Source organism: Geomonas diazotrophica, assembly GCF_019063885.1.
GTDB classification, from domain to species: domain Bacteria; phylum Desulfobacterota; class Desulfuromonadia; order Geobacterales; family Geobacteraceae; genus Geomonas; species Geomonas diazotrophica.
In genome coordinates this window covers 1973120-1998911 of record NZ_CP077684.1, presented here as the reverse complement: position 1 = coordinate 1998911, position 25792 = coordinate 1973120, and the positions used below count along the sequence as shown (strand labels likewise).

The 25792-nt window shown below is 62.1% G+C and carries 20 protein-coding genes; 10 read left to right on the top strand and 10 right to left on the bottom strand.

The window, feature by feature from the left end; genetic code table 11:
* Nucleotides 1-63: 63 nt before the first annotated feature.
* From KP003_RS08735 to KP003_RS08700, 8 genes are all read right to left on the bottom strand, one after another.
* Entirely contained in the window at nt 64-1542 is a 1479-nt protein-coding gene (locus KP003_RS08735) for an ammonia-forming cytochrome c nitrite reductase subunit c552 (RefSeq protein WP_216499304.1), read from the bottom strand.
* Nucleotides 1543-1743: 201 nt separating this feature from the next.
* The gene (locus KP003_RS08730) at nt 1744-2646 is read right to left on the bottom strand and encodes a sensor domain-containing diguanylate cyclase (RefSeq protein WP_216499305.1); all 903 of its coding nucleotides are present in this window, start codon (nt 2644-2646) and stop codon (nt 1744-1746) included.
* A 150-nt stretch (nt 2647-2796) separates the two neighbouring features.
* Nucleotides 2797-3699, bottom strand: a complete 903-nt coding sequence (locus KP003_RS08725) for a Ppx/GppA phosphatase family protein (RefSeq protein ID WP_216791602.1) — start codon at nt 3697-3699, stop codon at nt 2797-2799.
* The gene (locus KP003_RS08720) at nt 3696-5366 is read right to left on the bottom strand and encodes a Na/Pi cotransporter family protein (protein ID WP_216499307.1); all 1671 of its coding nucleotides are present in this window, start codon (nt 5364-5366) and stop codon (nt 3696-3698) included. Before KP003_RS08720 ends, KP003_RS08725 begins: the two co-directional genes overlap by 4 nt.
* Nucleotides 5367-5495: 129 nt before the next feature.
* A complete protein-coding gene (locus tag KP003_RS08715) occupies nt 5496-5771 on the bottom strand; it encodes an HU family DNA-binding protein (RefSeq protein ID WP_183349941.1) in 276 nt (91 codons plus the stop codon).
* Nucleotides 5772-5797: 26 nt separating this feature from the next.
* Nucleotides 5798-6853 (bottom strand): tetratricopeptide repeat protein, encoded by a 1056-nt coding sequence (locus tag KP003_RS08710; RefSeq protein WP_216791600.1) that lies wholly within the window; start codon nt 6851-6853, stop codon nt 5798-5800.
* A 25-nt stretch (nt 6854-6878) separates the two neighbouring features.
* Nucleotides 6879-8195: a 23S rRNA (uracil(1939)-C(5))-methyltransferase RlmD gene (rlmD, locus tag KP003_RS08705; protein WP_216791599.1), complete on the bottom strand. Its 1317-nt coding sequence runs from the start codon at nt 8193-8195 to the stop codon at nt 6879-6881.
* The gene (locus tag KP003_RS08700) at nt 8188-8580 is read right to left on the bottom strand and encodes a hypothetical protein (RefSeq protein WP_216499311.1); all 393 of its coding nucleotides are present in this window, start codon (nt 8578-8580) and stop codon (nt 8188-8190) included. Before KP003_RS08700 ends, rlmD begins: the two co-directional genes overlap by 8 nt.
* 180 nt (nt 8581-8760) lie before the next feature.
* Between KP003_RS08700 and infA the strand changes: the two genes are divergently transcribed.
* The 7 genes from infA to KP003_RS08665 all read left to right on the top strand — a co-directional run bounded on the left by infA (nt 8761) and on the right by KP003_RS08665 (nt 15853).
* A complete protein-coding gene (gene infA / locus KP003_RS08695; RefSeq protein ID WP_012530490.1) occupies nt 8761-8979 on the top strand; it encodes a translation initiation factor IF-1 in 219 nt (72 codons plus the stop codon).
* A 159-nt stretch (nt 8980-9138) separates the two neighbouring features.
* Nucleotides 9139-9702, top strand: a complete 564-nt coding sequence (gene efp, locus KP003_RS08690) for an elongation factor P (protein WP_216499312.1) — start codon at nt 9139-9141, stop codon at nt 9700-9702.
* 3 nt (nt 9703-9705) lie between these two features.
* On the top strand, nt 9706-10617 hold the full coding sequence (gene epmA, locus KP003_RS08685; RefSeq protein WP_216499313.1) for an EF-P lysine aminoacylase EpmA: 912 nt from the start codon (nt 9706-9708) through the stop codon (nt 10615-10617).
* Nucleotides 10618-10807: 190 nt separating this feature from the next.
* Nucleotides 10808-11794 (top strand): biotin synthase BioB, encoded by a 987-nt coding sequence (bioB, locus tag KP003_RS08680; protein WP_216791597.1) that lies wholly within the window; start codon nt 10808-10810, stop codon nt 11792-11794.
* 174 nt (nt 11795-11968) lie between these two features.
* A complete protein-coding gene (gene bioD, locus KP003_RS08675) occupies nt 11969-12688 on the top strand; it encodes a dethiobiotin synthase (protein WP_216499315.1) in 720 nt (239 codons plus the stop codon).
* 127 nt (nt 12689-12815) lie between these two features.
* Nucleotides 12816-14177 carry an adenosylmethionine--8-amino-7-oxononanoate transaminase gene (bioA, locus tag KP003_RS08670; protein WP_216791595.1) on the top strand — a complete coding sequence of 454 codons (1362 nt, stop codon included), beginning with the start codon at nt 12816-12818 and terminating at the stop codon, nt 14175-14177.
* Between the two features lie 296 nt (nt 14178-14473).
* Complete coding sequence (locus tag KP003_RS08665; protein ID WP_216791593.1) at nt 14474-15853, top strand: TatD family hydrolase; 1380 nt, start codon at nt 14474-14476, stop codon at nt 15851-15853.
* On the opposite strand, the gene KP003_RS08660 is transcribed toward KP003_RS08665, so the two are convergent.
* Nucleotides 15850-17934, bottom strand: coding sequence for a sensor histidine kinase (locus KP003_RS08660; RefSeq protein WP_216791591.1), 2085 nt, complete (start codon nt 17932-17934; stop codon nt 15850-15852). The two genes, KP003_RS08665 and KP003_RS08660, sit on opposite strands and share 4 nt — an antisense overlap.
* A 548-nt stretch (nt 17935-18482) precedes the next feature.
* Between KP003_RS08660 and KP003_RS08655 the strand changes: the two genes are divergently transcribed.
* The 3 genes from KP003_RS08655 (at nt 18483) to KP003_RS08645 (ending at nt 24879) form a co-directional block, all read left to right on the top strand.
* On the top strand, nt 18483-20606 hold the full coding sequence (locus tag KP003_RS08655; protein WP_216791589.1) for a sensor domain-containing diguanylate cyclase: 2124 nt from the start codon (nt 18483-18485) through the stop codon (nt 20604-20606).
* Nucleotides 20607-21054: 448 nt separating this feature from the next.
* The gene (locus KP003_RS08650; protein ID WP_236026931.1) at nt 21055-22938 is read left to right on the top strand and encodes a PilZ domain-containing protein; all 1884 of its coding nucleotides are present in this window, start codon (nt 21055-21057) and stop codon (nt 22936-22938) included.
* Between the two features lie 9 nt (nt 22939-22947).
* Complete coding sequence (locus KP003_RS08645) at nt 22948-24879, top strand: HD domain-containing phosphohydrolase (protein ID WP_216499321.1); 1932 nt, start codon at nt 22948-22950, stop codon at nt 24877-24879.
* On the opposite strand, the gene KP003_RS08640 is transcribed toward KP003_RS08645, so the two are convergent.
* Nucleotides 24876-25682, bottom strand: coding sequence for a methyltransferase (locus tag KP003_RS08640; protein ID WP_216499322.1), 807 nt, complete (start codon nt 25680-25682; stop codon nt 24876-24878). The two genes, KP003_RS08645 and KP003_RS08640, sit on opposite strands and share 4 nt — an antisense overlap.
* Nucleotides 25683-25792 lie beyond the last annotated feature (110 nt).

Sequence of the window (25792 nt, the reverse complement as noted above, 5' to 3'; positions counted from 1 at the left end):
TGCCGAAAAAAGAGGGCGGACCCGTCGGCCCGCCCTCACCTCTTGACGCTTGCCTGGTGCCGGTTATTTAACCAGCGTCGGCGGCAGGATTTCGTGCTCCTGCCTGAACTGCAGCTTCTTGGCGCCGCGGTTGTTCGTGTATTTGGTCAGTTCCAGGTCGACCTTCTCCGGCGCAGGTACCCCCGCCTTGGCCAGCAACTGGCGCAGGTGCATGTCCGCCCCGGCGGCATGGCTCGCGGCGTCCTCGATGACCCGCATGCCCTCGGCAGGGTTGTGGAAGCCGGTCGAGTTCTCCGCCCCGACGAAGATCAGGCGGTAGAAGGCCTGCTCGTAATGTTCCCTGGCCATCGCATAGAGCTCGTTATCGATCTGTTTGCCTGCAGCCTTGGCCTTGTTCGCCATTTCGAACAGCTTTGCGTCGGTTGCCACGGCATAGCCGGTCTTGAGGTAACGGTCGATGAAACGGTCCTGGATGGCGATGACCTTCTGGCGCAGCTGCTGCGGCGTCTCGCTGTGGCATGCTGCGCAGGCGGACATGCTCCCCTTGAGCGGGCTCATGATCCTGTGGTCGGTGAGTTCTTGGCCGTTGGCGGACATCATCGGCATGTGACAGTCGGCGCAGGTAACCCCTTCAAGGTAGTGAGGACTCTGGTTCGAGTAGAACTCGTACTCCGGGTGGCGCACGAAACCGAGTTTGAAGCCGGTGACCGCCTGGGTCCACTCCAGGTTCGCCGGAGAACTCTTGATCTGCTTGATGATGTTTTCGATGGTGATGTGCCCTTCCTTGCTGCCGGCCCAGGGGAAGAAGACGTCGGTGGAGTGCATCTCCTTGTCTTTGGGGATGATGTAGGTGACGTGGCACTGGGCGCAGACGAAGGTGCGCTTTTGCCCCCTGCTCAGCTTGGTCTCGTCCTCACCAATTTCCTTGAGCGCCTTGCCGAGGGTGAAACCGCGCGAGATCTTGAGCGTCATCCCCTTGTTGTCGTGACAGTCGATGCAGGCGACCCCGAGGGTCTGGTTGGCCTTCGGCAGGCGCGCCAACACCTCCTTGTACGGCGTCGGGAAATAAGCCGCTCCCATCTCTTTGGCGAGCTTCGGGGCGTAGGGAGTCTTGCAGGTGAGGCAGGCGCCTCCCGCCTTGATCCTGCCTGGATCGACCTCCAGCTGGTCCTGCACCATGTAGTAGTGCCCGCGCGGCTCGTTGTACTCGGCGCCGAAGCCCCATCCGTTGTACAAAAGTGCCAGGAAGGGATACTCGTCCAGCTTGTCCCGTCTTTGCTCGCCTACGTCGTAACCCCGCTTGTACTTACTCAACCCGGCCGGAGTCGGCTCGCTGGTCAGCTTCCATTGCTGGTAATGAAGCGGGTACAGTTTGCCCCAACGCGCCGGGTCGATGGCCGCATCGGCCGGATCCAGCGGCGCTTCGGTAACCTGGGTCGGCTGCACCTCGGCGCTGCGGTGGCTACACCCGGCCCAGATTGCAGTGGCAGCAAGCATGGCAAGGACTGCGACAGTACATCTGTTGGCGATCTTGACACCCATCTTTGATTCCTCCCTGTTCATGGCGTTGGGGACTGTAACGGTGAAAAGGCAAACGTCATGAGTCTACCATCATTTTCGGCAATGGCTGTTTGAAGGAGGGCATTACGTAAGAAAAACCGACTCGGGGAAGCAAAAAAGGGGGGGGGAAGTGACGTAGGGGTAGAAATCAGCTGTCAGTTGCCGCGGCGTGGTTTGTGTGGCTCAACCGATGGTAAGCCTATTTTTGCCGGCAGCCTTACTCTGGTACATTAGGGCGTCTGCGCGTGCCAGCAGCGTCTGCACGGTGTCGTTTTCGACGGCCATGGTGGCCCCGATGGAGATGGTGATGCGGAGCGCCTCGCCTTCCACCAGCACGAAGGACTTTTCCACCAGTCGGCGCAAACGCTGCCCCATGTGCTTTAGGTTCGCTGGAGTTACGTTGCGGATGATGCCGACGAATTCCTCGCCTCCCCAACGGCCGTAGAGGTCGAAGGGACGGGAGTTGGCGCTCAAGGTCCCTGCCACGAACTGCAGCACCCGGTCTCCGGTCTCGTGTCCGTAACAGTCGTTGACTGACTTGAAATCGTCCAGGTCCATGAAAAGGATGCCAAAGGGGATGTCGTAACGGTTCATCTCCTCGAGGCGGGACTCGAGCTCGCGGTCGAGGTAGCGGCGGTTGGCCAACTGGGTGAGCCCGTCCAGCAGGGCCAGCTTCTCCAGTTCCTTAAGCCGCACCTCGTTGTCGGCTTGATAGCTGCTGTCGGAGAACATCTCGACGCCGCCTATGACGGTGCCCGCGTCGTCGGTGAGCGGGATGACACGCACCGACACCGGCACCCGGTGGCCGTTTTTATGGTGCAGGAAGACCTCGGCATCGTGCGGGGTCCCCTCGTAGATGGTCGATGCGAGGGGACAATCGCTGCAGCAGAGGTTGAGGCCGACGTCGTCAACGTGGCACAGGATGTTGTCCGCGCACGGCTTGCCAATCACTTCCTCTGCACTGTACCCCGAGATCCTTTCCGCGGCATGGTTCCAGAAGATGATCTTCCTGTCCGTGTCGACGATGTAGAGCCCGTCGCGGAGGTCTTCTATGATCTTTTTGTACGACTCTCTGCTGAGATACATTGACGAAAGGCTCCTTCGGCGGAAGGGAGGCCGTACCGCTACCCGAAGGATGGACGGGGGCAACCTGTGCATTAAAAGGTACGGGAACGAATGGTTAATGAGTATAACGTTCCCCGCCGGGTTGTCAAAGAATAAAGCCTGTTGAGCCGGTTAGACACCGAGGATCAGCCCTTCCAAAAGCCCCGCATCACTCACCTTGAAGGTCGGGAACCCGAACTCGCGCATGGTGGTCAGCACGACCAGGATTCCGGCGATGATCAGGTCCTCGCGCCCCGGCTCCAGGCCGGGCACCTGCAGGCGCTCCCTCGGCGTGAGGGGGAGCAGCCTGTCGAACATCGCCTCCACCTTGGCGAGCGACAGGGTGTGGTTGTTGACCTTTTTATAATCGTAGTCGGTCATGCCAAGGTCGATGGAGGCCAGGGTGGTTGCCGTTCCGGCGGTCCCCACCAGGGTGGCCCCGCAGAAGCGCTCGGCAAGCCCCGCTCCGGCAAGCTCGCTCCGAAAGGCGCGCAGTTCGCGCCGGATCTTGTCCTCCATCTCGGCCACTCCCACCTTCCCTTCGGTGAGACGGACCACGCCTACCGGGAGGCTGCGGGTGAATAGCGGTTTTTGGGCGGCTGCCAGCGTGTACTCGGTGCTCCCCCCCCCCACGTCGAACACCGCGAGATCCTCGTCCTTGTTGTCCAGGATGGAGGCGACCCCCCGCAGGGTGAGCATGGCCTCTTCGCTGCCATCGATGACCTCCAGGGCGATGCCGGTTTCCTCCAGCACGCGCCTGCAGAAGTCGGCGCCGTTTTTGGCGTCCCGCACCGCCGAAGTCGCCACGGCCCTCAGCCGCACCACTCCGTGGCTCGCCATGTCGGAAGCGAATTCCCCCAGGGCGGCGATTGAGCGTTCCTGCGCCTCCGGGGATAGGCCGGTCTCACGGGTGAAGCCGCCTCCAAGCCTGGTGATGATGCGCTTTAACAGCACCTGCCGGTATGGGGTCTGGGTTGCTATCTGGAGCCGGGCGGTGTTGGTGCCGAGGTCGATGGCGGCTGCCTTGTCTGTCATGGGGCGAGTCCTTTTCTTTGGGCGATTATGGAGAAGCAGAGCTGCGATATCTTGGAGAAGCTGACGATGATGTCGCTGTAAAGGAGCCCCGCAACGATGTTGCACTTGCCGCTTTTCAAGCGGCGCAGGTGGCTGGCATGGAGTTCACTCTCCAGCGAGGCGATCTCGAGCTTGAGGTCGGTTACCTCCTGGATCTCCTCGCCTTTCAGTGCGGCCTCGCAGGCGGCGACAACCTCCCCCACCTTGGCCGCGACACGCTTCAACTCCTCCATGGCGCTGGCGGAAAACCGAAGCCTCTCTTCCTTTTTGCGCATGAGGTAGTTGAGGATGGCCTCGGCCTGGTCCCCCACCTGTTCGATCTCGTTCACCAGTTCCAGCATGGTCGGTATCTCGACGGCGCGCTCCAGCGAGAGCGTCTCCCGGGAGAGCGCCACCAGGAACTGGGACATGTCGCGGTGCAGCACGTCCAGCACCACCTCCTTGTCCCGCACGGCGGCGGCGACCTTGGGGTTGAAGCCGTCGAACTGGGAGACCAGCTCGGCGTACATGGCCGCGGCGATCCCCCCCATCCTGGCCAGCTCGTTCCAGGCCTGCACCAGGGCTATGGTGGGGGTCTTGATGACCCGCACGTCTATGAAGCGGGGGCGCGGCTCGCTCTCGGAGCGCCTGGTGGGGAGGAGCGTCTCGGCGGAGCGTGCGAAGAATCCGATCGTGGGGAGGAACATGAACAGCGATGCCACGGTGAAGATGGTGTGCGCGTTGGCAAGATGCCGGGCGATATGGGGGCGCAGTGCCTGCACCACCGCCTCGGGGGGCGCCCCGTGGTACAGGGGGGAGAGGTCCCCCGGCGAAACGAGCGCCACGGCCTTCAGGAAGAAGGGGAAGAAGAGCAGGGCCAGGGCGATGGCCACCCAACTGATGCCGAGGTAGATAACCACGGCGCGCTTCGCGGTTTGGGTGCCGCCGATGGAGGCTATGAGCGGTATCAGGGCCGCGCCGGCCACCTCGCCGATCACCATGGCGATGGCGGCATCATAGGAGAGGACCCCGGCCGAGGCGAGCGCGATCACAATCCCGAGGGTGGCGCTGCCGGACTGCACCAGGAAGGTGAGCAGAGCGCCGAGCAGGACCGCGACCAGGCGCAGCGAGGGAACCCCCTGGTGCAGCCCGGCGATGATGGCGCTCTCGCTGAGCGGGAGGCAGGCCCCTTCCAGGATGGAGAGACCGAAGAACACAAGGCCGATCCCCAGCAGCATCCCCCCCGCTTCGGAGAGCTTGCGGCTGCGGGAGAAGATATTGAGGAAGACCCCGACGGTGATGGCCGGAAGCGCGAGGGCGGAAACGCGGAACGCGATGAACTGTATGGCGAGGGTGGTGCCGATGCCGGTGCCGAGCAGGACCCCCAGCGCCTGGTACAGGGAGAGAAGACCGGCGTTCACGAAACCCACCACGAGCACTGAGGCGGCGGAGCCGGACTGCAGGATGGAGGCGAGGCAGCTGCCGACCAGGGGGGCGGTGAGGCGGTTTCCGGTGCTCCGCTCCAGCACGCGGCGCAGACGCTCACCGGTTACCTTTTGCAGCCCCTCCGACATGGTGCGCATGCCGAGTATGAAGAGTGCAAGGCCGCCGAGAGCCTCGACGATATACGACCAAGAGGTGGGAAACATGGTAAGGCCAGTCCAGCAGTGTTAAGGCTAAAGACGCGTGAAAATGGGCGCCCGTCGGCCAGGGCGGCCGGCGGGCGCAGTGATGGTTTCGAGATCCGTTGCTCCCGTGTCAGTGACAGCTGAAAGCGGCTATCCGGAGACCTTCTCCTTCAGCTCCTTACCGACCTTGAAGAAGGGCAACTTCTTCGCCTTGACGGAGATCGATTCGCCCGTCTTGGGGTTTCTGCCGGTATAGGCGTCATACTCTTTCACAACGAAGCTGCCGAAGCCCCTGATTTCGATCCGGTCACCGGAAAGCAAGGCCTCCGTCATCGATGCGAAGACGGCATTGACGACTTCCTCTGCCTTCTTGAAGGAGAGGGTCTTTTTAGCTGCGAGAGATTCAATGAGTTCTGATTTGTTCATTGTCCACCTCCGGAAACCAGCTTCTTTTAACAGCATCCCTTTAAATATTTTTTGGACAGGTACTTCACTTCGTCGGTGCGACCCTGGCGGTTGAGGATCGGGATGAGCCGCTCGGCCGCAGCCTTGGCCACGCCGGGGTAGTCCAGGGACTTGGTCCAGAGCTCCATGGCCCGCTCCGTATCCCCGGTCGCCTCGTGCAGTTCGCCCAGCATGAACTGGGCCTGGTCCGGGAGGATGTCCAGTTCCAGCATCTTCTGCACGGTGGCTATCGCCTGCGGGTAGCGTCCCCCGCCGGCAAACAATTGAACGAGTGCCAAGTAGACGGTTGCGTTTTGCGGATTGAGCACCAATGCCCGATTCAGGAGCGCTTCGCTCTCATGAATTTGCCCCGCACGGAACATTATAAGTGCCACTTCGTATAATACAATGTCATTTTCACGAGATAACAACATTTCTTGCAAAATGGGGAAGGCATCGCGGTCGTTGCCTTCATGAATCATGAGGTACGCCTTGGCGAATTGGGAGCCGAGTTCGGCGTAACGGCCGGGGAGGTCGCCGGGGAGCGGCTGGATCATGAGGAAGAACTGATCTTCTTCGGACATGCTCATCTCCATGGAGGCGGGCTCCTCGTGATGGTGATCGCCGTGCCCCTTGCAGGTGGTGCAGGAACCGCCGCCGTGCGGTTTGTAGTTGCCAGCGCCTGCCGGTGCGGCGGCAGGCTTCGCGGCCGCGGCCTGGCTTTCGGGCTGTTCCAGCTTGGCGGCCTCGGCATGGGCGCGGGCCTTGAGGCTCGGATCGGCGGCGAGGTCGGCGGCGAGGCAAAAGTGATCATATGCCTTCTGCACTTCGCCTAAACGCAGGGCGTGTTCGCCTTCCTGCAGGTTCAGTTCTCCCAGGCGGTCGCCCGCCTGGTCCAGCCCCTGGCGGATGGCTGCGGCTTCCTGGGGCGCATCAGCCGGGCAAAGCTTCAGCGCCTCCTGTAAATCAACGCGCGCATCGGCGTAGCGCTCAGCGGCGAGGTGCTTGGCACCCTGGTTCTGGTAGTGACGAAAATCCTTCTTGCCGAACAGTCCGAAAAACATGCAGCCTCCGAATGGTGGGTTGTATTTATGCAATTACGAGTTCGGTGACGCTCTCGAGGTGGTAGGTCTGCGGGAACATGTCTACCGGCCTGGAGCGGGTCACCTGGTACCCGTTGCTGCAAAGTGTAGCGAGGTCGCGGGCCAGCGTGGCCGGATCACAGGAAACGTAGATGATCTTTCCCGGTGCGAGTGCGGCGATCTCGGCGGCGGCCTCGGCGCCTCCCCGGGGGGGGTCGAGCACCACCGTGTCGAACTTTTCCTTCCGCTTGACCAGGCGCCTGACGGCCTGGGCCGCGTCGCTTACCTGGAAGACGGCGTTTTCGATCCCGTTAGCCTCTGCGTTGGCCACTGCATCGGCGATGGACGGGGCGTACCCCTCGATCCCCAGCACCTCCGCGGCGCGAAGCGCGAGCGGCAGGGAGATGTTGCCGTTGCCGCAGTAAAGGTCGAGCACCCTCTCCTTCCCGGTCAACCCGGCCCACTCGCAGGCGGTGCGGATCAATTCCAGGTTCTGCGGGTAGTTCACCTGCGAAAAGCCACCCCGGCCGAAGCGAAGCGTCAGCTCCTTCGAGCCCGGCAACAGGTCGGCGGGGACGCGGTAGCTCAGGGCTTCGATGCCGAAGGCCTTCGTCAAGTCCCCTTTCTGGCCGCTGCGCAGGAAAGCGCCGGCGACCGAGGGAAGCTGAGACCGCTCCTGGGCCAGGCGCTCGACCAGTCTACCGCCAGCGCCTCCCCTGCTGTGCACGATGGCGATCCCCTCCCCCTGGTCGCCGATGGCGAGGTCTACCTGGTGGATGAGCTCGAACTGCGGCAGCCTGGGGATGAGTGCCCGGAACTCGGCGGCCATCCGGTTCAGGCGCGGGTTCGCCAGCGGACAGCCGGCGCCGAAATCGACCGCGTTGTGGGAACCGGTGCGGAAAAATCCGAGTTGCACCGCGCCTGCGCGCACGGAGACCTTCACCTGCACGCGGGAACGGTAGCCGTACGGCTCAGGCGATGCCGCGACCGGCAACACCTTTTCCCGGGCGATCTTGCCGATGCGCGCCAGGGTGTCCGCGAAAATGGAACCCTTCTGTAAGAGCTGCTCCGGGTAGGAGAGGAACTGCCAGTCGCAGCCGCCGCACTCGCCAAAGACGGGGCACGCCGGGGCGACACGCAGCGCCGAAGGCTCGACCAGCTCGGCGAGCTCCCCCTCCAGAAAGGAGCGCTTGTCCTTCACCACGCGGATCCTCGCCCGATCCCCCGGTGCGGTAAAGGGGACGAAGCACGCCTTGCCGTCCACCCTGCCGAAGCCCGCGCCGCCGTAACAGAGGCTTTCTATGAAGACGACCGGATCAGCCATGGACGCCGCGCGGTACGAAACCCGTCCTGCGCCCCCGGGCCCGGGTCAGTTCGGCCTGGACCAGCTTCATCGGGAAACCGGGACTATTGAAGTAGCCGAGGGAGTGAGCGGCGAAGTCGGCGATGACCCGCTCCACGGTCTGGTCCACGGAGAGTGAAGGCACCCCCTGGTGCTCGATGTCCTTCTTGAAACTCACGCTGGCGCCGAGCAGTTTCATGGCAGCCTGGTGAGATTCCTCGTCGGGGAAAAGATCTGGCGAAAGCGGAACTTCGCAGCATATATGAATGCGGACCTGGTGGTAGTCGCCGAAGTAGCGGCGCGTGGCGTCGAAGAAGCGAACGGTGAGCCCGTTGGAGAGCGGGATCTCCCTGATCAGTTTTTGCATGTAAACTCGGTACTCCTTGGAAAAATCTGGCCATTTTTTTAGCATGTTATGCGAGTTCTGTAAATAGCGATGATATCGAAGGGAAAATGGTAACAGCTGCGAAATGCAGCTTGCTTTTTGCAGGAAAAATTTGTAGACTCACAGATTGTTAAAAGATGCCACAAACTCCCAGGAGCAAAAATGAGCAAGGAAGAAGCAATCGAAGTAGAAGGGACGGTCATTGAGCCGCTTCCCAACGCGATGTTCAAGGTGAAGCTGGAAAACGACCACATGGTGCTGGCGCACATCTCCGGCAAGATGAGGAAGTTTTTCATCAAGATCCTGCCTGGCGACAAGGTCACCGTAGAGCTCTCTCCCTACGACCTCAGCCGCGGCCGCATCACCTATCGCGCAAAATAAACCCTTCCCCCGTACGTCACCGGCGTCTGTCCCTGCCACCCTCAGCATCGCTGCAAGGCACATACGGATAACATAGGACCCAATACCGGTTTAGCTGCGTGCCCCCGCGCGCAGCGTACTGAACCTTTATTCAATCCCACAGTAAGAAGAGGAAGAGCAATGTACACTGCAGCCGATCTGAGAAAAGGCTTGAAGATCACCATCGACAACGAGCCTTACATCATCACCCACTTTGACTTCGCCAAGCCGGGCAAAGGGCAGGCCCTTTACCGCACCAAGATGAAGAACATGATCACCGGCTCCACCCTGGACCGCACCTACCGCTCCGGCGAGACCTTCGAGCCTGCCAGCCTTGAAGACCGCGTGATGCAGTACCTCTACAAGGAAGACGATCACTACTGCTTCATGGACAACAGCACCTTCGAGCAGATCCACATCAGCGAAGACGCCATGGGCGACGCCAAGAACTACCTGATCGACAACCTCCAGGTGGACGTGCTCCTGTTCAGGGAGAAGGCAATCGGCGTAGACGTTCCGAACTTCGTCAACCTGCGCGTCGTGCAGACCGACCCCTGGGTCAAGGGGGACACCTCCGGCAGCGACTCCAAGCCCGCCACCGTCGAGACCGGCTACGTCCTGCGCGTTCCGCCGTTCATCGAGGAAGGCGAGCTGATCACCATCGACACCCGCACCGGCGAGTACTCCACCAGGGTCAAGGGGTAAGTCATGTCGGGAAGTTGGCCACTGGCCAGGCGCTCCCAAGCCCTGGCCCAGCGTGGCGCGATCTTCGCCAGGATCAGGATGTTTTTCCATGAAAAGGGGTATCTCGAAGTCGAGACCCCTTTTCGCATACCCGCTCCCGCCCCCGAGGCGCAGATCGACGCCATACCCAGCGACGGCTGGTTCCTGCAGACCTCGCCCGAACTCTGCATGAAGCGGCTTTTGGCCGCAGGCTACCCCCGCATCTTCCAGATCTGCCGCTGCTGGCGCGACGGCGAGCGCGGCACCCGCCACCTGAGCGAGTTCACCATGCTCGAGTGGTACCGGGCCCAAGCCGACTATCGCGTGCTGATGGACGAGACCGAGGAGCTGATCAGGGCTGCGTCCGGAGCGGACACCATCACCTATCGCGGCGTCGAGATCGACCTCTCCAACCCATGGGAGCGGATCACGGTTCGCGACGCCTTCCTGCGCTACGCCGGCACCACCGCCGAAGCGGCCCTGGCCGCGGGGACCTTCGACGAGCTGATGGTCGACAGGATCGAACCGAGGCTCGGCATCGGTCGCCCCACCTTCATCTACGATTACCCGGCCAGTTGTTCCGCCCTAGCCCGCCTCAGGGCCGACGACCCCACCGTAGCCGAGCGCTTCGAGCTCTACCTGGGCGGCCTGGAGATCGCCAACGCCTTCTCCGAACTGATCGACCCCGTCGAGCAGCGCGCGAGGTTCGAGGCGGAGGCCGCCGAGCGAGCCCGCCACGGCAAACACGGCTACCCCGTCCCCGAAAAGTTCCTGGCCGCCCTGGCCGAGATGCCGGAAGCAGCAGGCATCGCCCTGGGACTCGATCGCCTGGTCATGGTGCTGCTCGACGCGGAGAGCATAGACGACGTCGTGGCCTTCACCACCGAAGAGCTTTAGGTCGCCACCTCAGGCAGTGCAGCACCCCCGTCACCTCCCGCCCCGCCCCTGTAACCCTTGGGCTGGACTGCTCCATCTCACCGCCCCAGAGGACGCATCTGGCGCCTCCTCCCGTCAATCGTCAACCAATCTCTCTGAAGTGGTTGACAACCTCCGCTTCTGCGTGCTAAATGACCCGCTGGAGGATCTCATGGAAAAAATCATCTCTGAAATAGCAGAAAGAATCATCGCAGGCGGATCCATCACCCCCGAAGAGGCCGTCCGTCTCTCGGACGCGCAGGGCTCCGAGCTCTTCGACCTGTTCCGCGCCGCCACCCGCGTCAAGGAGCACTTCGTAGGCAACGAGGTGCACCTTTGCTCCATCATCAACGCCAAGTCCGGCCGCTGCGCCGAGAACTGCGCCTTCTGCGCCCAGTCCGCCCACCATACGACCGACGCGCCGGTTTACCCGCTGGTCCAGGAGGAGCAGATGGTGGAATGCGCCAAGGCCGCCGAGACCAACGGCAGCGCCTGTTTCGGCATCATCACCAGCGGTACCACGGTGAAGGGGCAGGAACTGGAGCAGATCCTCGCAGCCCTGCGTCGCGTCCGCAAGGAAACCACCATCCTCCCCTCCTGCTCCCTCGGCATCATCGACGAGGAGACCGCGCGGAAGCTCAAGGACGCGGGGATGGACACCTACCACCACAACCTCGAGACAGCGGAGAGCTTCTTCCCCAACATCTGCACCACCCATGCATACCAGGAAGACGTGGACACGGTTCGAGCGGTGAAAAAGGCCGGCGTAAAGATCTGCTCGGGGGGCATCTTCGGGATGGGCGAGAGCGCCGCGCAGCGCGTGGAGATGGCCTTCACCCTGAAGGAGCTCGACGTCGACTCGGTGCCGATGAACTTCCTGAACCCGATCGAGGGAACCAGGCTCGAGGGCGCGAGCAACATCTCCGCACAGGAGTGCCTGAAGACCATCGCCATCTACCGCCTGATCCTGCCGGGCAAGAGGATCACCATCTGCGGCGGACGGGAAAAGAACCTGCGCGACCTGCAGTCCTGGATATTCTTCGCCGGCGCGAACGGCACCATGATCGGCAACTACCTCACCACCGCGGGGCGCAACGTCGACACCGACCTGACCATGTTCAGCGACTTAGGCCTCGCCACCGTGATGTGCGCGCATTAAAATCACCTGCCATTCAGGGGGCTGATGACGCTACCTGTAGGGGCAAATGATCATTTGCCCGGCTGCCAGCGCCCCGGCTGCTCCGGTTGCGACAATTGCCGTGGTGGCGCCGCCGAGGGGGGGCGGATGATCATTCGCCCCTGCAGTGGACATAACGCATCGAAAGGAAACAGCATGCCAGCCAAAAGCATCTTCATCACCGGCACCGACACGGGTGTTGGAAAAACCATCGCGTCTGCGACCATCGCCATGCTTCTCAGGAAGATGGGACACAGCGTCGGGATCATGAAGCCGGTAACCAGCGGCTGCATCGAGGCCGAGGGCGCCCTCGTCTCCGAAGACGCCGAACTGCTCGCCTTTGCCGCGGGGGTCCCGGTCACGCAGGACGCCGCACCCTACCTGCTCAGGGCGCCTCTCGCACCTTCCGTCTCCGCCACCCAGGACGGCGTCCGCATCAGCTTCGACGTCATCAAGGAGGCCTACCAGAGGCTCGCCGCGCAGTACGACTTCGTCATCGTGGAAGGGGCGGGCGGATTGATGGTTCCCCTGGCAGGCGGGCTGCTGGTGGCCGACCTCGCCCTGCATCTCGGCCTTCCCGTCGCCGTGGTGGCGCGCCCGAACCTGGGGACCATCAACCACACCCTGCTCACCACCTTCACGGCGCGCACGCTTGGGCTCAAAGTGAAAGGGGTCATCGTCAACCGCTACCCCGACACCCCCGACCAGGCCGAATCCTACGCTCCGCACATGATAGACTCTCTCTCCGGGGCGCAGCTCCTCGGCCTCTTCCCCGACATCGAGGCGCAAAACGAGCGCGACCTGGTCACCAAGCTGGCCGACCGGCTGCTGCAGATGCCGGCCACAGGGATCATGCTGAGAGAGATGTTCGAATAAACCTGGAAGCCGTTCTACGTTCTACGTCGACGGGGGAGGTCCTTTCTGGACACTCGCATCTTTACTTGCGCCACCGCTTGAGAGGCCTGAAAAGGCACGGCGCTGGCTCTTTTTTCGGGAGGAACACGTGATCGAACTCGATACCGAAACGCTCAGACGCTACGACAGCGAATACCTCTGGCACCCCTTCACCCAGATGAGCGAGTGGGAAAACGCGGAGAATATCGTCATCACCAGGGGGGAAGGCTCCTACATCATCGACTCAGAGGGGAACCGCTACCTCGACGGGGTGGCCGCCATCTGGACCAACGTGCACGGGCACTGCCGCAAGGAGATCAACGAGGCGGTGAAGGAGCAGGTGGACCGGCTGGAGCACTCGACCCTCCTGGGGCTCTCCAACGACCGCGCCGCACTCCTTGCCAAGCGATTGATAGACATCGCGCCCCCGGGACTGGCCAAGGTCTTCTACTCCGACAACGGCTCCACCGCCGTGGAAATCGGCGTAAAGATGGCCTTCCAGTACCAGCAGCAGGTCGGCAACACCGAGAAGAAGAAATTCATCCGCTTCGATAACGCCTACCACGGCGACACGGTCGGCTCGATGAGCGTCGGGGGGATCGCCATCTACCACGAGGTCTACGCCCCCCTGCTCTTCCCCACCATCATGGCGCCCTCCCCCTACTGCTACCGCTGCGCCCTTGCCCCGGAGGGGGATTGCCGCAGCTGCGGTCTCCTCTGCCTTCAGGAACTCGAGAGGCTCATGAAGGAGCACGCCCATGAACTGGCCGGCCTCGTGATCGAGCCCTCGGTCCAGGGGGCCGGCGGCATGATCGTGCAGCCCCCGGGCTTCGTGAAGGGGGTGCGGGAACTCTGCGACCGCTACGACGTCCTCATGATCGCGGACGAGGTCGCGGTCGGGTTCGGCCGCACCGGCGCCATGTTCGCCTGCGGCAAGGAAGGGGTGACCCCGGACATCATGGCCATATCCAAGGGGATCTCGGCCGGCTACCTGCCTCTGGCCGCCACCCTCACCACCCGCAAGGTCTACGACGCCTTCTGGGGCGCCTACAGCGAGCTCAAAACCTTCTTCCACGGCCACACCTTCACCGGCAACCCCATCGCCTGCGCCGCGGCGCTCGCGAGCCTCGACATCTTCGAGACGGACCGCCTGCTGGAGCGGCTCCCGGAGAAGATCGACTACCTCCAGGACCGCCTGCAGCGGCTCATGGAACTGACCCACGTAGGGGACGTGCGCCAGGAAGGGATGATCGCCGGGATCGAGCTGGTCCGCGACCGGCACAGCCGCGACCCGTACCCGTGGGAGGAGCGCGTCGGAGTCCGGGTCTGCCTGGAAGCGAGAAAGCACGGACTTTTCCTCCGCCCGCTGGGGAACGTGATCGTCGTATTCCCTCCCCTCTCCATCTCCCTCGACGAGCTTGCCATGCTCATGGACGGCATCGAGGCATCCATCCGCAGCGTCACCGAGTAGCGGGTTTTTACGACGCCGAAAGTGAACCTCCCGTCCCTATCCTCCCCTCTGGGGAGGAGACGAAGCAAAAAGCTCTGGCATCGCCCAGATTCATCCAGTAATATAGTGAACTTCGCCACTGCCCCTCTTCCGTCGGGAGAGGGACGGTGGCGGGGGTGTTGCGACCTGCACAGAGGCCGCCGACGGCATCCCCCTCACCCCCCTGCGGGCACCCTCTCCCGCGTGGAGAGGGATGGCGGAGCTGACCGCCCTTTTGCAAAAAAACAGACAGCAGGCATTACCTCAAGGAGCACTTCATGGAACTGATCGACAGCCATTCCCACATATACGGCAGCGAGTACGCTGAGGATTTCGAGGAGATGATGGATCGTGCCAGGGAGGCGGGAGTCGGCACCATCATGGCCGTCGGCGCGGACCTTGAGTCGAGCCGCGAGGCCGTCGCCCTCGCCGCTTCGCGTCCGAACATCTACTGTTCGGTCGGGATCCATCCCCACGACGCGGCCGGCGTGACCGAGGCGGACTACCAGGCCGTGCGCGAACTCGCACTGAACAACCCCAAGGTGGTCGCCATCGGGGAGGTCGGCCTCGATTTCTTCCGTGACCGCTCCCCCCGCACCGACCAGGAGGAGGTGTTCCGCCGCTTCATCAGGATGGCACGGGAGCTCTCGCTGCCGCTCATCATCCACGACCGCGACGCCCACGACCGCATCGTCGCCATACTCAAGGAGGAAAGGGCCAACGAGGTGGGAGGGGTGCTGCACTGCTTTTCCGGCGACCTGGCCATGGCGAAGGAGTGCATCGAGATGAACTTCATGATCTCCATCCCGGGAACCGTCACCTACCCGTCCAACGAGGCGCTCAGGGAGGTGGTCCGGGGGTTGAAGATCGAGAAGCTCATGGTGGAGACCGACGCCCCCTACCTCACCCCGGTGCCGCACCGCGGGAAGAGGAACGAGCCGGCCTTCGTCAGGTTCGCGGCGGAGCGGATCGCCGAAGTAAAGGGGCTCTCCCCGGACGACGTCGGCCGCATCACCTCGTTCAACACCAGGAGGCTGTTCCGGATCGAACAGGCCGCGACGCAGGAAGACACCATCGCCTACAAGATCCGCAATTCGCTCTACCTCAACATCACCAACCGCTGCTCGAACCGCTGCACCTTCTGCCCGAAGTTCGAGGAACTCGCGGTGAAGGGACACGAGCTTAAGCTTTCGCACGAGCCGAACTTTGCCGAGGTTATCGCCGCCGTCGATGCGGCTTCGGGTTACGACGAGGTGGTGTTCTGCGGGTTCGGAGAGCCTTTGATCAGGCTGGACCTGGTCAAGGAAGTGGCCGCCGAGTTGAAACGGCGCGGCCTGCGGGTGAGGATCAACACCGACGGCCAGGCGAACCTGGTGCACGGCCGGAACATCCTTCCGGAGCTGAAAGGGCTGGTGGATGCCCTGTCGGTGAGCCTCAACGCGGCCAACGCCGAGGATTACGACAGGCTCTGCAACACCCCCTTCGGGGCAGCGGGATTCGCCGGCCTCTGCGATTTTCTCAGGGAGGCCCCAAAGCACGTGCCGCAGGTCACGGCGAGTGCGGTGACGGTGCCAGGGCTGGACGTGGAGCCGGTGAGGAAACTCGCCCTGTCCCTCGGGGTCGAGTTCCGGGAGCGGGAGTACTCGGAGGTCGGCTAGCGGGTGTCGGCTGGCGGGAGGGTGAAGTAGAAGGTCGCCCCCTCGCCGGGCCTCCCCTCCCCCCACACCTTGCCGCCCATGCGCTCCAGCATGCGGCGCACCATGGACAGCCCCAGCCCGTGGCCGCGGAAGCGGCTGCCGTCGTGCAGCTTCTGGAACGGGAGGAAGAGTTTCCCGGCCTGGGCCATGTCGAACCCTTCCCCGTTGTCCCTTACGTAGCAGATGCCGTCGTTTTGCCCGAAGGCGATTCTGGTGCAGCCTTTCAAGGCGCTGTACTTCCAGGCGTTCCCCAACAGGTTTTCCATCACGCCGGCCAACAGCTTCTCGTCGCCGGTAACCACCACACCGTCCTCGATCTCCAGCGACACCTCCCGCTTTGGGTCCGTGATCCTCAGTTCGGACATGATGCGCAGGGCCATGAGGCTCAGGTCGACCGGCTGCAGGGCCGGCAGCGCCGATTTCACCTCGGAGAAATCGAGCATCCGGTCCAGGGTCTCCTCCATCCGCTCCCCACCTTTGATGATGCTGGCCAGGTATTCCTTCGCGGGGTCGTCCAGCTTGTCGCCGTACCCTTCCAGCAGCAGCTCCCCGTAGCCGTAGATGACACGGAGCGGGGTGCGCAGGTCGTGCGAGACGGAGTCGTAGAGATACTCGAGCTCGGCGTAGGCCTGGCTCAGCTCCGAGGTCCGCTCGGCCACGCGCCGTTCCAGGTGCTCGGAGGCCTTGCGGAGCTGGTCGGACAACCTCCGCTCGTTGGCAAGCCTCATCGCGTTGCGGACGCTGATCCCGATCACCGGCGCGATCCCCTGTATCAGGTTCAAGTCGCTTTGCAGCAACCCCCCTTCCCTGCTGGCATCGTCGACGGCCAGCACCCCCAGGGCCTCCCCTTCGCAGACTATCGGTGCGCAGATGAAGGACCGCACCCCGAGCGCGCTGATCAGGGCGTAGTTCTCCGGCTCGGCCTGCCCCCTTATTTCCTCGATGTCGCCCACCAGCACCGGCTGCTGGGTACGGAAACAGGAAACCAGCACCCCCGGGGAGGACGCTGCGGCCAGAGGGAACTCGATGCTGCGCACCCTCTCCTCGTCCTCGGTGGTGAGCCCGAAACATCCCTGTAGAACCAGTGTGTTACGTTGCGGGTCGAGCAGGACCACGATACCCCGGCCGTAGCCGAGCCGTTTGTGCAGGACCTGGTTCACGCTCGAGAGGATCTCTCCCAGCTCGGTCCTGGTGGCGATGACCTGGCCGATCTCGTTGATGGCGAGGGCGCGGTCGAAGTTCTCCTGGACCTGCGAGAGGAGCCGTTCGCTAGAGCCGCGCATGCTGGTCAGCGAGGAAAGCAGGGCCTTGCGCTCGACATTACGGCTCAAAAGGGTGAAGGAAAGGTACGCGAGGAGCCCGAGAAAGAGAGCCGGCCCCAGCAGCGTGTGATTGTAGAACAGATCGGCAAGGAGCCCGGCGACCAGGAACAGCGAAATGACGCGCTGCGCCAGCAGCAAGCGGTTGGTCAGCGAGGGTCGCCACCGGATCAGATAGCGGCAGACCTCCCCCCCCTTGAAGACGCACTCCGGATGCTCGATCTCGGGGAAGTCGTGGTCAAAAAGCAAAAAGGCAGCTTCGAAGAAGCCGACCCTGTTTTCGCACTGGCGCGGGTTTTCCTGCACCCCTTCGTTGAAGGCGACGGTGAGCTCGATCTCGCGAGGCCCGGTCTTGCGCGCGGTGCAGCGGGAGGAACGGGTGAACCTGGGGGCGATCTTGTTGATGAAATAAAAGATGTACTCCGGGCCGATCATGCCGAGAAAGAACGACCTCAGCGGGCCCAAGACCTCGGGAGAAGCGGAATAGCGGCCTGCTTCGCGCGCAATGCCCTGCTCGCCGGTGGCCTGCACCAACTTTTCGTGGAAACGGTTCACCTGGCGCTGGGTGAACCAATGTCCCGGGTCGGACACCTCGTGCCGTTTCATGCCGGCGTGGGCCAGCAGGGCGTGCGTATCGACGTTCGGATACCTTTTACGAAGCAGCTTGAGATAGGAATCGAAGATTCGGCTGTTATAGAGAGGGGAGTCCGGGGACGTTGGCATCTGCAACCTTTCATGCATATATGGCGCTGGAGTTTACCGGCATCCAGGACGAGAATCAATCAATTTGTTCCCCTTCCTTCCCGGATATTGGGCACGATCGACCACAACTTCCACGACGGAAAGGGCGGTTTAATCAGCGAAAATTAGCGTGACGGCCGTTACAGACCAGGTCGTCGCGAACCGGCCCCTCGCATCCCGCGTGCTCGTCAGGATATCCCGTGTCCAAAAACACATTAGAATGTGATTCTAATTACTGACTTTATTACTATGAACCCCGATATTACCATTGCACCATCCTCTTTGGTGCCGGTTAGGAGTCTCGGAGCAGCAAGGAGAACATTCCGCGCGGCGGACGTCGTAGGAAGCCGTAATTATTCAAATATAATCCAGTCGGTGCGGGAGCGGCCTCCTGCACCGGCAGCAGTCCGCGGCGCATGAAAGTTTGGCGCAAAACGTGCAGAAATAATCCTTTACGTAAGGATGCCTGCCCCCCGGGGCACATTACGACTTGAGCTGGAGCCCCCCCTGTGACACAGGAAATCGCGAACATGCCTTTTGGGGATCTGCTGACGGAGTTGAAGAAGCTCCCCATGCTGGCGCGCTACAGCCTTACGCTATATCGCAGGCGTAGCGGCACCGTTGCGTCCGCCCGGCGTTTCGAATCCTGTGCCACCCTCGTCGAGGATCCCCTGTGCCGAGAGGTCTCGCGGCATTTCTTCGAGGAGGACATGGAGGTGTTCTTCGAGGAGGGAACCCCCTCGGTCTGCCGCTATGGCGGCGGTTTCTTTGGTTTTCTGATCCCCTTCAACATGTCGGGAGAGGATTTCTGCCTGGTGGGTGACGGCGTCCGCGAGGAGTCCATAGACCTGTGGCAGCTGGCATCCCTCGCACATAACGGAGGGGATGCCTTTTCGCTGCTTCCTCACGTGGAATCGCTTTGTACGGCGAACTACGAGGAGGTTGAGGAGGTCGCCGAGCAGGTAAGGCGCAGGGTCGAGCTGTACAGGCTCCCCTCGCGCACGCAGCAGGAGCTCCCGGCTGTGGCGCACCCGCAGGACGCGGTCGGCGACGAGGCGCTGTACGCCGTGTCCCAGGCTCTGGAAAGGTTGGACAAGGTCGGCACCGTTACCGCCTGCATCGCAATCTGCTGCGAGACCATCGTCACCGCGTTTCAGGCCGCGCGCATCGCCGTCGCCCTCCCCGACGCCGAAGGAAAGTCCTTCCCGGTGACCGGCGTCTGGGGACTTCCCGAGGAGTTGGGAACCATCGACGGCGACTCGCTGCAGCTCTTCGTGGCGCCGGACAAGGCGAAGAAGACCGTGCTCTGGGACGGCAAGATGCGCGCCGCCCTGCCAGAAGTGACGGCCACCGTCTGCACCGTTTTCCCGCTCAAGGCACAGGGAGAGCGGCTCGGTTTCCTGGCCATCTTCGATACCGACATCCTCCCCAACGCCGCGCTGCTCATCTCCATGCTCGCCGGCGCCATGGCCGGCAAGCTCTCGGTCATCGTCAAGGACGCCACCCGCAGCAAGGAGAACGCCCTTTCCGAACGGCTCATGTCGCTCACCGACACGCTCCTGCAGATCGACAGCAAGGACCTGCTTTACGAGTCCATACTGAAGATCGCTTCCGATCTCATCGAGGCGACCCAGGGGTCCATCATGCTGATCGACAAGGACGGTGTCGGGATGCAGATCGTATTCACCCTCGGCATGACGCTCAACATAGCCCGCTGCCTGCAGCTCAAGGTCGGCAAGGGGATCGCCGGCATGGTCGCCAAGACCGGGCAGCCGCTGCTGGTCAACGACGTCGAAAAGGACAGCAGGGTCGCCATGGCCAACAGGCTCCGCTTCAAGTCGAAGTCACTCATCTGTATCCCGCTCAAGCTGAAGGAGAAGGTGATCGGGGTGCTGAACCTCTCCGACAAGAAGAACCTGCGCCCGTTCACCCACTCCGACCTGCAGCTGCTCACCTCCTTTGCCAACCTCGCCTCCCTCATGATCGAGCGCACCGAGGTGCTGGAGGAGTCGGAACGCTTCGAGCAGCTCTCCGTCACCGACCCCCTCACCGGCCTTTACAACCGCCGCTTCCTGAAGAGCAGGCTGGAGGAGGAGCTGAACCGGAGCATACGCCAGGGGCTGAACCTCACCGTCATCTTCATCGACCTCGATTTCTTCAAGAGCTACAACGACCTCTGCGGGCACCTGGCCGGTGATGAGGCGCTCAAGCTCACCGCCGACATCATCAAGGATTCGCTGCGCGAGATGGACATCGTGGCGCGCTACGGCGGCGAGGAGTTCTGCGCCGTGCTGCCGGGAACCTCCAAGGCGGAGGCGATGATCGTGGCGGAGAGGATCCGTTTCGAGATCGAGAGCAAGCGCTTCCCCGGAGAGAGCGACATCCCCCTCAGGCGCCTCACCGCGAGCCTGGGCGTGGCCTCCTTCCCCGAGGACGGCAGGACCTTCAACGACCTGGTGCACGCCTCCGACATCGCCCTTTACGAGGCGAAGGCGCGAGGGCGCAACCGGATCGTTGCCGCGCGCACCTCCTCGCAGTCGGCAGAATCGAAGCACGAGGCACCGGAACCGCGCCCGGTGCAGACCCAGAGCAACCTCGCTAAAACCCTGGATTTCAACACGTATTTGGAAGCCTCGCTGCAGTCGAAAAGCTGAAGATCGCGGCGGCGTCTCCCCTTCCCCGGCCGAACCATATCCCGACCTCACCTTTCACACCCGGACACCATATTTTTTCTTCAGTCACACATCGTTTTAATAGTGAAAAACTATCCGAATCATGCTAATAATCGCTACGCGTAGCCGATGGACGCTTTGCGTCCCACTGAGAACATTGGCCCACTGATAAAACGCCACAGCCAATAGTTTCTCCAGTCGTCATCAAGGCGGCCATGAGGTAGTGATGAAAGACGCCAGCAAGATTTTACAATTTGCCCGGCCCGACACTGTAATAGAGTTTTCTCCCGGATCCGAAAAGGAGGTCGGGCTCAATAAGCTGATCAACAAACTTAATTTCGTCAACTTCCAAGAAGACTCCATCCTTGTCAATTTCCGGCACACAAAATACCCCCGAACGGTAACGGTCGAAGCGGTTCCCCTCCCCTGTTTGAAAAACAAGCTCGAATGCCGCTGGGTCTCGGTCGACTCGATCAACGCGACCACCAACGGTTGTGCCTTCGAGAGCATCTTCGTGGTCAGCGGCCACCGCATGATCACGGCGACACCGGAACTGATCAGCATCAGCGACGAAGGCGCCGTCTTCCTTCTTCCCGAGAAGTGCATCGAGGTCAACTACCGCAAGTCCCGGCGCCACCCGTGCCAGGGTGTCTCCGCGGAGCTTTTCCAAAACGGGGCCCGTTTCCAGGGAACCCTCATCGATTTCAGCGCCATCTCCTTCAGGATCCAGGTCCAGGGCGACGGCAGCCGCACCTTCAATTGGATAAACAGCGAAGCGCCGCTTCAGGTGGTGTTGACCAACGACAGCACGACCCTGTACTCCGCCGAGTGCCGCATCACGTCGCAGACCCTCGGGCACAGGGACAGGATCTACCTGCTTGAGCCGTTGCAGGGACGCATGCAGCGCTTCAAGGCGAAGGAGATCCGCAGCTGCCGGCACGAACTGCTCCCCCTCCCCAACGCCGTGTTCAGGCACCCCTTGAGCCAGAAAAACGTCGACCTCAAGGTGCTGGACATCTCCGGCTCCGGCTTCTCGGTCTGTGAGGACGTGGAGTCGAGCGTGCTCCTCCCCGGCATGATCCTCCCCGAGCTCGAGCTGCGCATCGGCAACAGCTTCGCCACCAAGTGCTCCGCCCAGGTCATCTACCGCGACGACGCCTCCAAGCAGGAGAAGGCGCCCGTGGTGAAGTGCGGCCTGTGCTTTTTGGACATGGACATCAGGGACCACGTAAGCCTGCTGTCGCTTCTCTATCTCGCCAAGAACAGGCACTCCTACGTGAGCACCCAGGTGGACCTTGACGACCTGTGGCAATTCTTCTTCGACACAGGCTTCATCTACCCGGAGAAGTACCACTTCGTGCAGGTAAACAAGACCCACCTCAAGGAGACCTACAAGAGGCTCTACACGGAAAACCCCGGCATCGCGCGGCATTTCATCTACCAGGAGCACGGCAACATCCTGGGGCACCTGGCGATGCTGCGCTTTTACCAGGGGACCTGGCTCGTGCATCACCACGCGGCCAACAAGTCCGAGTCGAACCAGGCCGGGCTGATTGTCCTCGACCACCTTTCCAACTCGATCAACGACTCCTACAACCTGAAGTCGTCCCACATGGACTACCTGATCTGCTACTACAAGCCGGAGAACAGGTTCCCCGCCCGCATCTTCGGCGGATTCGAGAAGCATCTGGACGACAAGAAGGGCTGCTCGACCGACACCTTCGTCTACTTCCACTACCAGCGCACCTTCTCCGACAACTGGAATTTCGCCGGCCCCTGGAGTCTCACCCGCACCACCCGCGAGGACCTGCTGGAGCTCGAGGCGTTCTACGAGCAGCACTGCGGCGGCTTGATGCTGAACGCCCTCGACCTGGAGCCGGGCATGAGCGACTGCAACGATTTGTCGCACGATTACCAGCAGGCGGGTTTCTCGCTGCAGCGCCACCACTACACCCTGAAGCGCAACGGAGTAGTGAAGGCGGTGGTTATGATCAACGTCTCCGACGTCGGCCTCAACCTCTCCGACCTCACCAACTGCGTCAAGGTGCTGGTGCTGGACCAGGAACAGTTCCCCAAGGAGATCCTGTTCATAGCCCTCTCCATCATCACGCACAAGTACCAGCAAAACGACATACCGGTGATGGTGTACCCCGAAAGCTACGCCGAGGCCACCAACCTCCCCTTCGAGAGGAAGTACACCCTGTGGGCCTTCAACGCCCAGACGCAGACCTCCAACTTCATCAAGTTCCTAGGCGACCTCCATAGCCGAAACAAAAGCAAAAAGACGCACGGGACGGCGGCAAACGGTACCTAGGGCTACGAGATGAGCACACCGCTATACAACAGCAGCATTATCGACACGTACATAAAGCTCATCAAGAGCAAGTACAACTTCGTCAACATCGGCGACTTGCTGAGCTACGCCAACATGACACCGCTGGAGGTTGCCGACCAGGGTCACTGGTTCACCCAGGAGCAGGTCAACCTCTTCTACGAGCGGTTGCTCAAGCTGACCGGCAACGAGAACATAGCGCGCGAGGCAGGCAGGTACGCGGCGTCCCCGGAAGCGATGGGGATCCTCAGGCAGTACTTCCTCGGGCTCGTAGGTCCGGCACGCGCCTACAGCCTCATAGGCGACACGGTCAACAGCAACTTCGTCAGGTCCTCGGTCTACACCTCGAAGCAGCTCAGCGGCAACAGCTACGAGATCACGGTCACCCCCAGGCCCGGCACGCAAGAAGAACAGTACCAGTGCCAGAACCGGATGGGGTTCTTCGAGGCGGTCGCCAACCTCTTCCAACCAAGGCTCCCCCGCATCGAACACCCCGAGTGCATGTTCAACGGCGACCCGGTCTGCCGCTACATCGTCACCTGGGAACAGACCAACGCCGGCTTCTGGCAGTTCACCCGGAACTACGCCGCCATCGCCGTCTTCATCATCATCGCCTTTTGCTACAAGGCCGATCAGATGAAGACCATCTACCTGGTGGCGCCCTGGGCGCTGGTCCTGCTCATGGCCATCAAGATCTGCTCGCTGCGCAGCGAAAAGAGCGCCCTGCTCACCAGCCAGAAAAGCCTCAAGGACCTGACCGACAACCTGTTCAAGCGGATGGAGATCAACTACAACAACGCCCTGGTCACCAACGAGATCGGCCAGGTGATCAGCAGGCAGACCGAGGTGAAGGAGATCCTCTCCAGCGTGATCCAGATCCTGGAAAAGCGCCTCGATTACAGCCGCGGCCTCATCCTGCTCAGCAATCCGGACAAGTCGAGGCTGGTCTTCCAGGCGGGATTTGGCTACCACGACGAACAGCTGGCCTTTCTGGGCAAGACCACCTTCCACCTGGACCGCCCCGACTCCAAGGGTGTCTTCGTGATCTCCTTCCGGGAGCAGCGCCCCTTCCTGGTCGCTGACGTCAAGGACATCGAGGGGAACCTGTCCGGCAAGAGCCAGAACTTCGCCAAGCAGCTCCTCTCCCAGACCTTCATCTGCTGCCCGATCATCTGCGAGGGTGAATCGCTGGGGATCATCGCCGTCGACAACCTGAAATCGAAGCGGCCGCTGGTGCAAAGCGACGTGTCCCTGCTGATGGGGATCGCCCCCGTCATCGGCATCAGCATGCGCAACGCGAAGCTGCACGAGGCGAAGTCGAACCAGTTCAGCTCGTTTTTAAAGGTCATGGCGGCGTCGATCGACGCCCGGGACCCGCTCACCGCCGGCCACTCCGAGAAGGTGACCGAGTACTCGGACGAGATCTGCGAGGAACTGGGACTCCCCCGCGCCGAGCGGGAGATGATCAGGGTGGCGGCGCTTCTGCACGACTACGGCAAGATCGGGGTTCCCGATGCCATACTGAAGAAAAACGGCAGGCTGTCCGACCTCGAGTACGAGATCGTCAAGACCCACTGCCACAAGACCCGCGACATCCTGGAGCAGGTCAATTTCGAGGGGATTTACCGGGCAGTGCCGGAGATCGCCGGCGCACACCATGAAAAGGTCGACGGCTCCGGCTACCCGAAGGGATTAAAAGGGAAGGACATACCGCTGGGGGCGAAGATCATCGCGGTGGCGGACTTCTACGAGGCGGTGACCTCGCAGCGCCACTACCGCGCCCCGATGCGGGTCGAGGAGGCCTTCCGCCTGCTCAGGGAAGGGGCTGGGAACCATTTCGACAGCAACATCGTCGAGGCGCTGATCACCTGCCGCCTGCGGGCCGCCGAGGAGAGCCCCCCGGCGGCGCTGCACGAGGCCTAGGGCTTGCGCCCGCGGCAGGAGATGATCGGTGTGTAGGTGAAGCGGCGGGGATTGGCGAAGAAGGCGCGGAACTCGCTCAAAAACTCCTCGTACCCCCCCTCGTACTCGTCGAAGCCGTAGCCCGACCTCTTGGCGGCCACCTCGACCTTCTTGGTCCAGTTGAATTCGTCAACCTCTTTCAGTTCCCCGAAGATCTGGTGGTGCGCCTCGACCTTCACGTCGATGTCCTGGAAGCCGAGGTCGTAGAGAAAGGAGTACAGCTTCCTCCCGACGTAGGGGTCGAAGTTGTCGTTTTCTTCCAGGCTCTTGATGGTGGCGGCCACGGCACGCTCCATGCGCGGGGATTGGCCGAAATGGCTGAGGCAGTTGTGATCGAGGTCGATCAGGCAGAGTATCCCCCCCGGCTTCAGCGCCGCCGAGATGTTGCGTACCAGCTCGAAGCAGTGGGAGAGGTGGTACTCGAGGACGAACCTGCACCAGGCGAAGTCGAACTGACCCACCCCGGCGAGCGGCTGGTACAGGTCGCAGCGCTCGAAGCTTACCGTGCTGGAACCGTAGTGCTGGCGGGCAAAGGCAAGCCGCTGCTCGGACAGGTCGACCCCCACGGCCCGACCTCCCGGCTGCACCAGTTCCCCGAGCATGCTGGTCGTTTTGCCGGGGCCGCAGCCGATATCGATGACACTCATGCCCGGCGTGAGGCCGGCCCAGCGCGCCTGCTTCTCGGTCACAGCGTTGTCTGTCTTCATGTCGAGCCGAAGGGATTCTCCGGCGTGCTCCATAAGGTACCGTCTTTCTGACTGCATCAACTGCTCCCGTTAACCGATTTGAATGACTGGGCTTTTAACACAAACCCCTTGGCGGAGTCAACCACGACCGCCATGTTACCCGTTGGCGAGGCCATTCGTCAACGTCG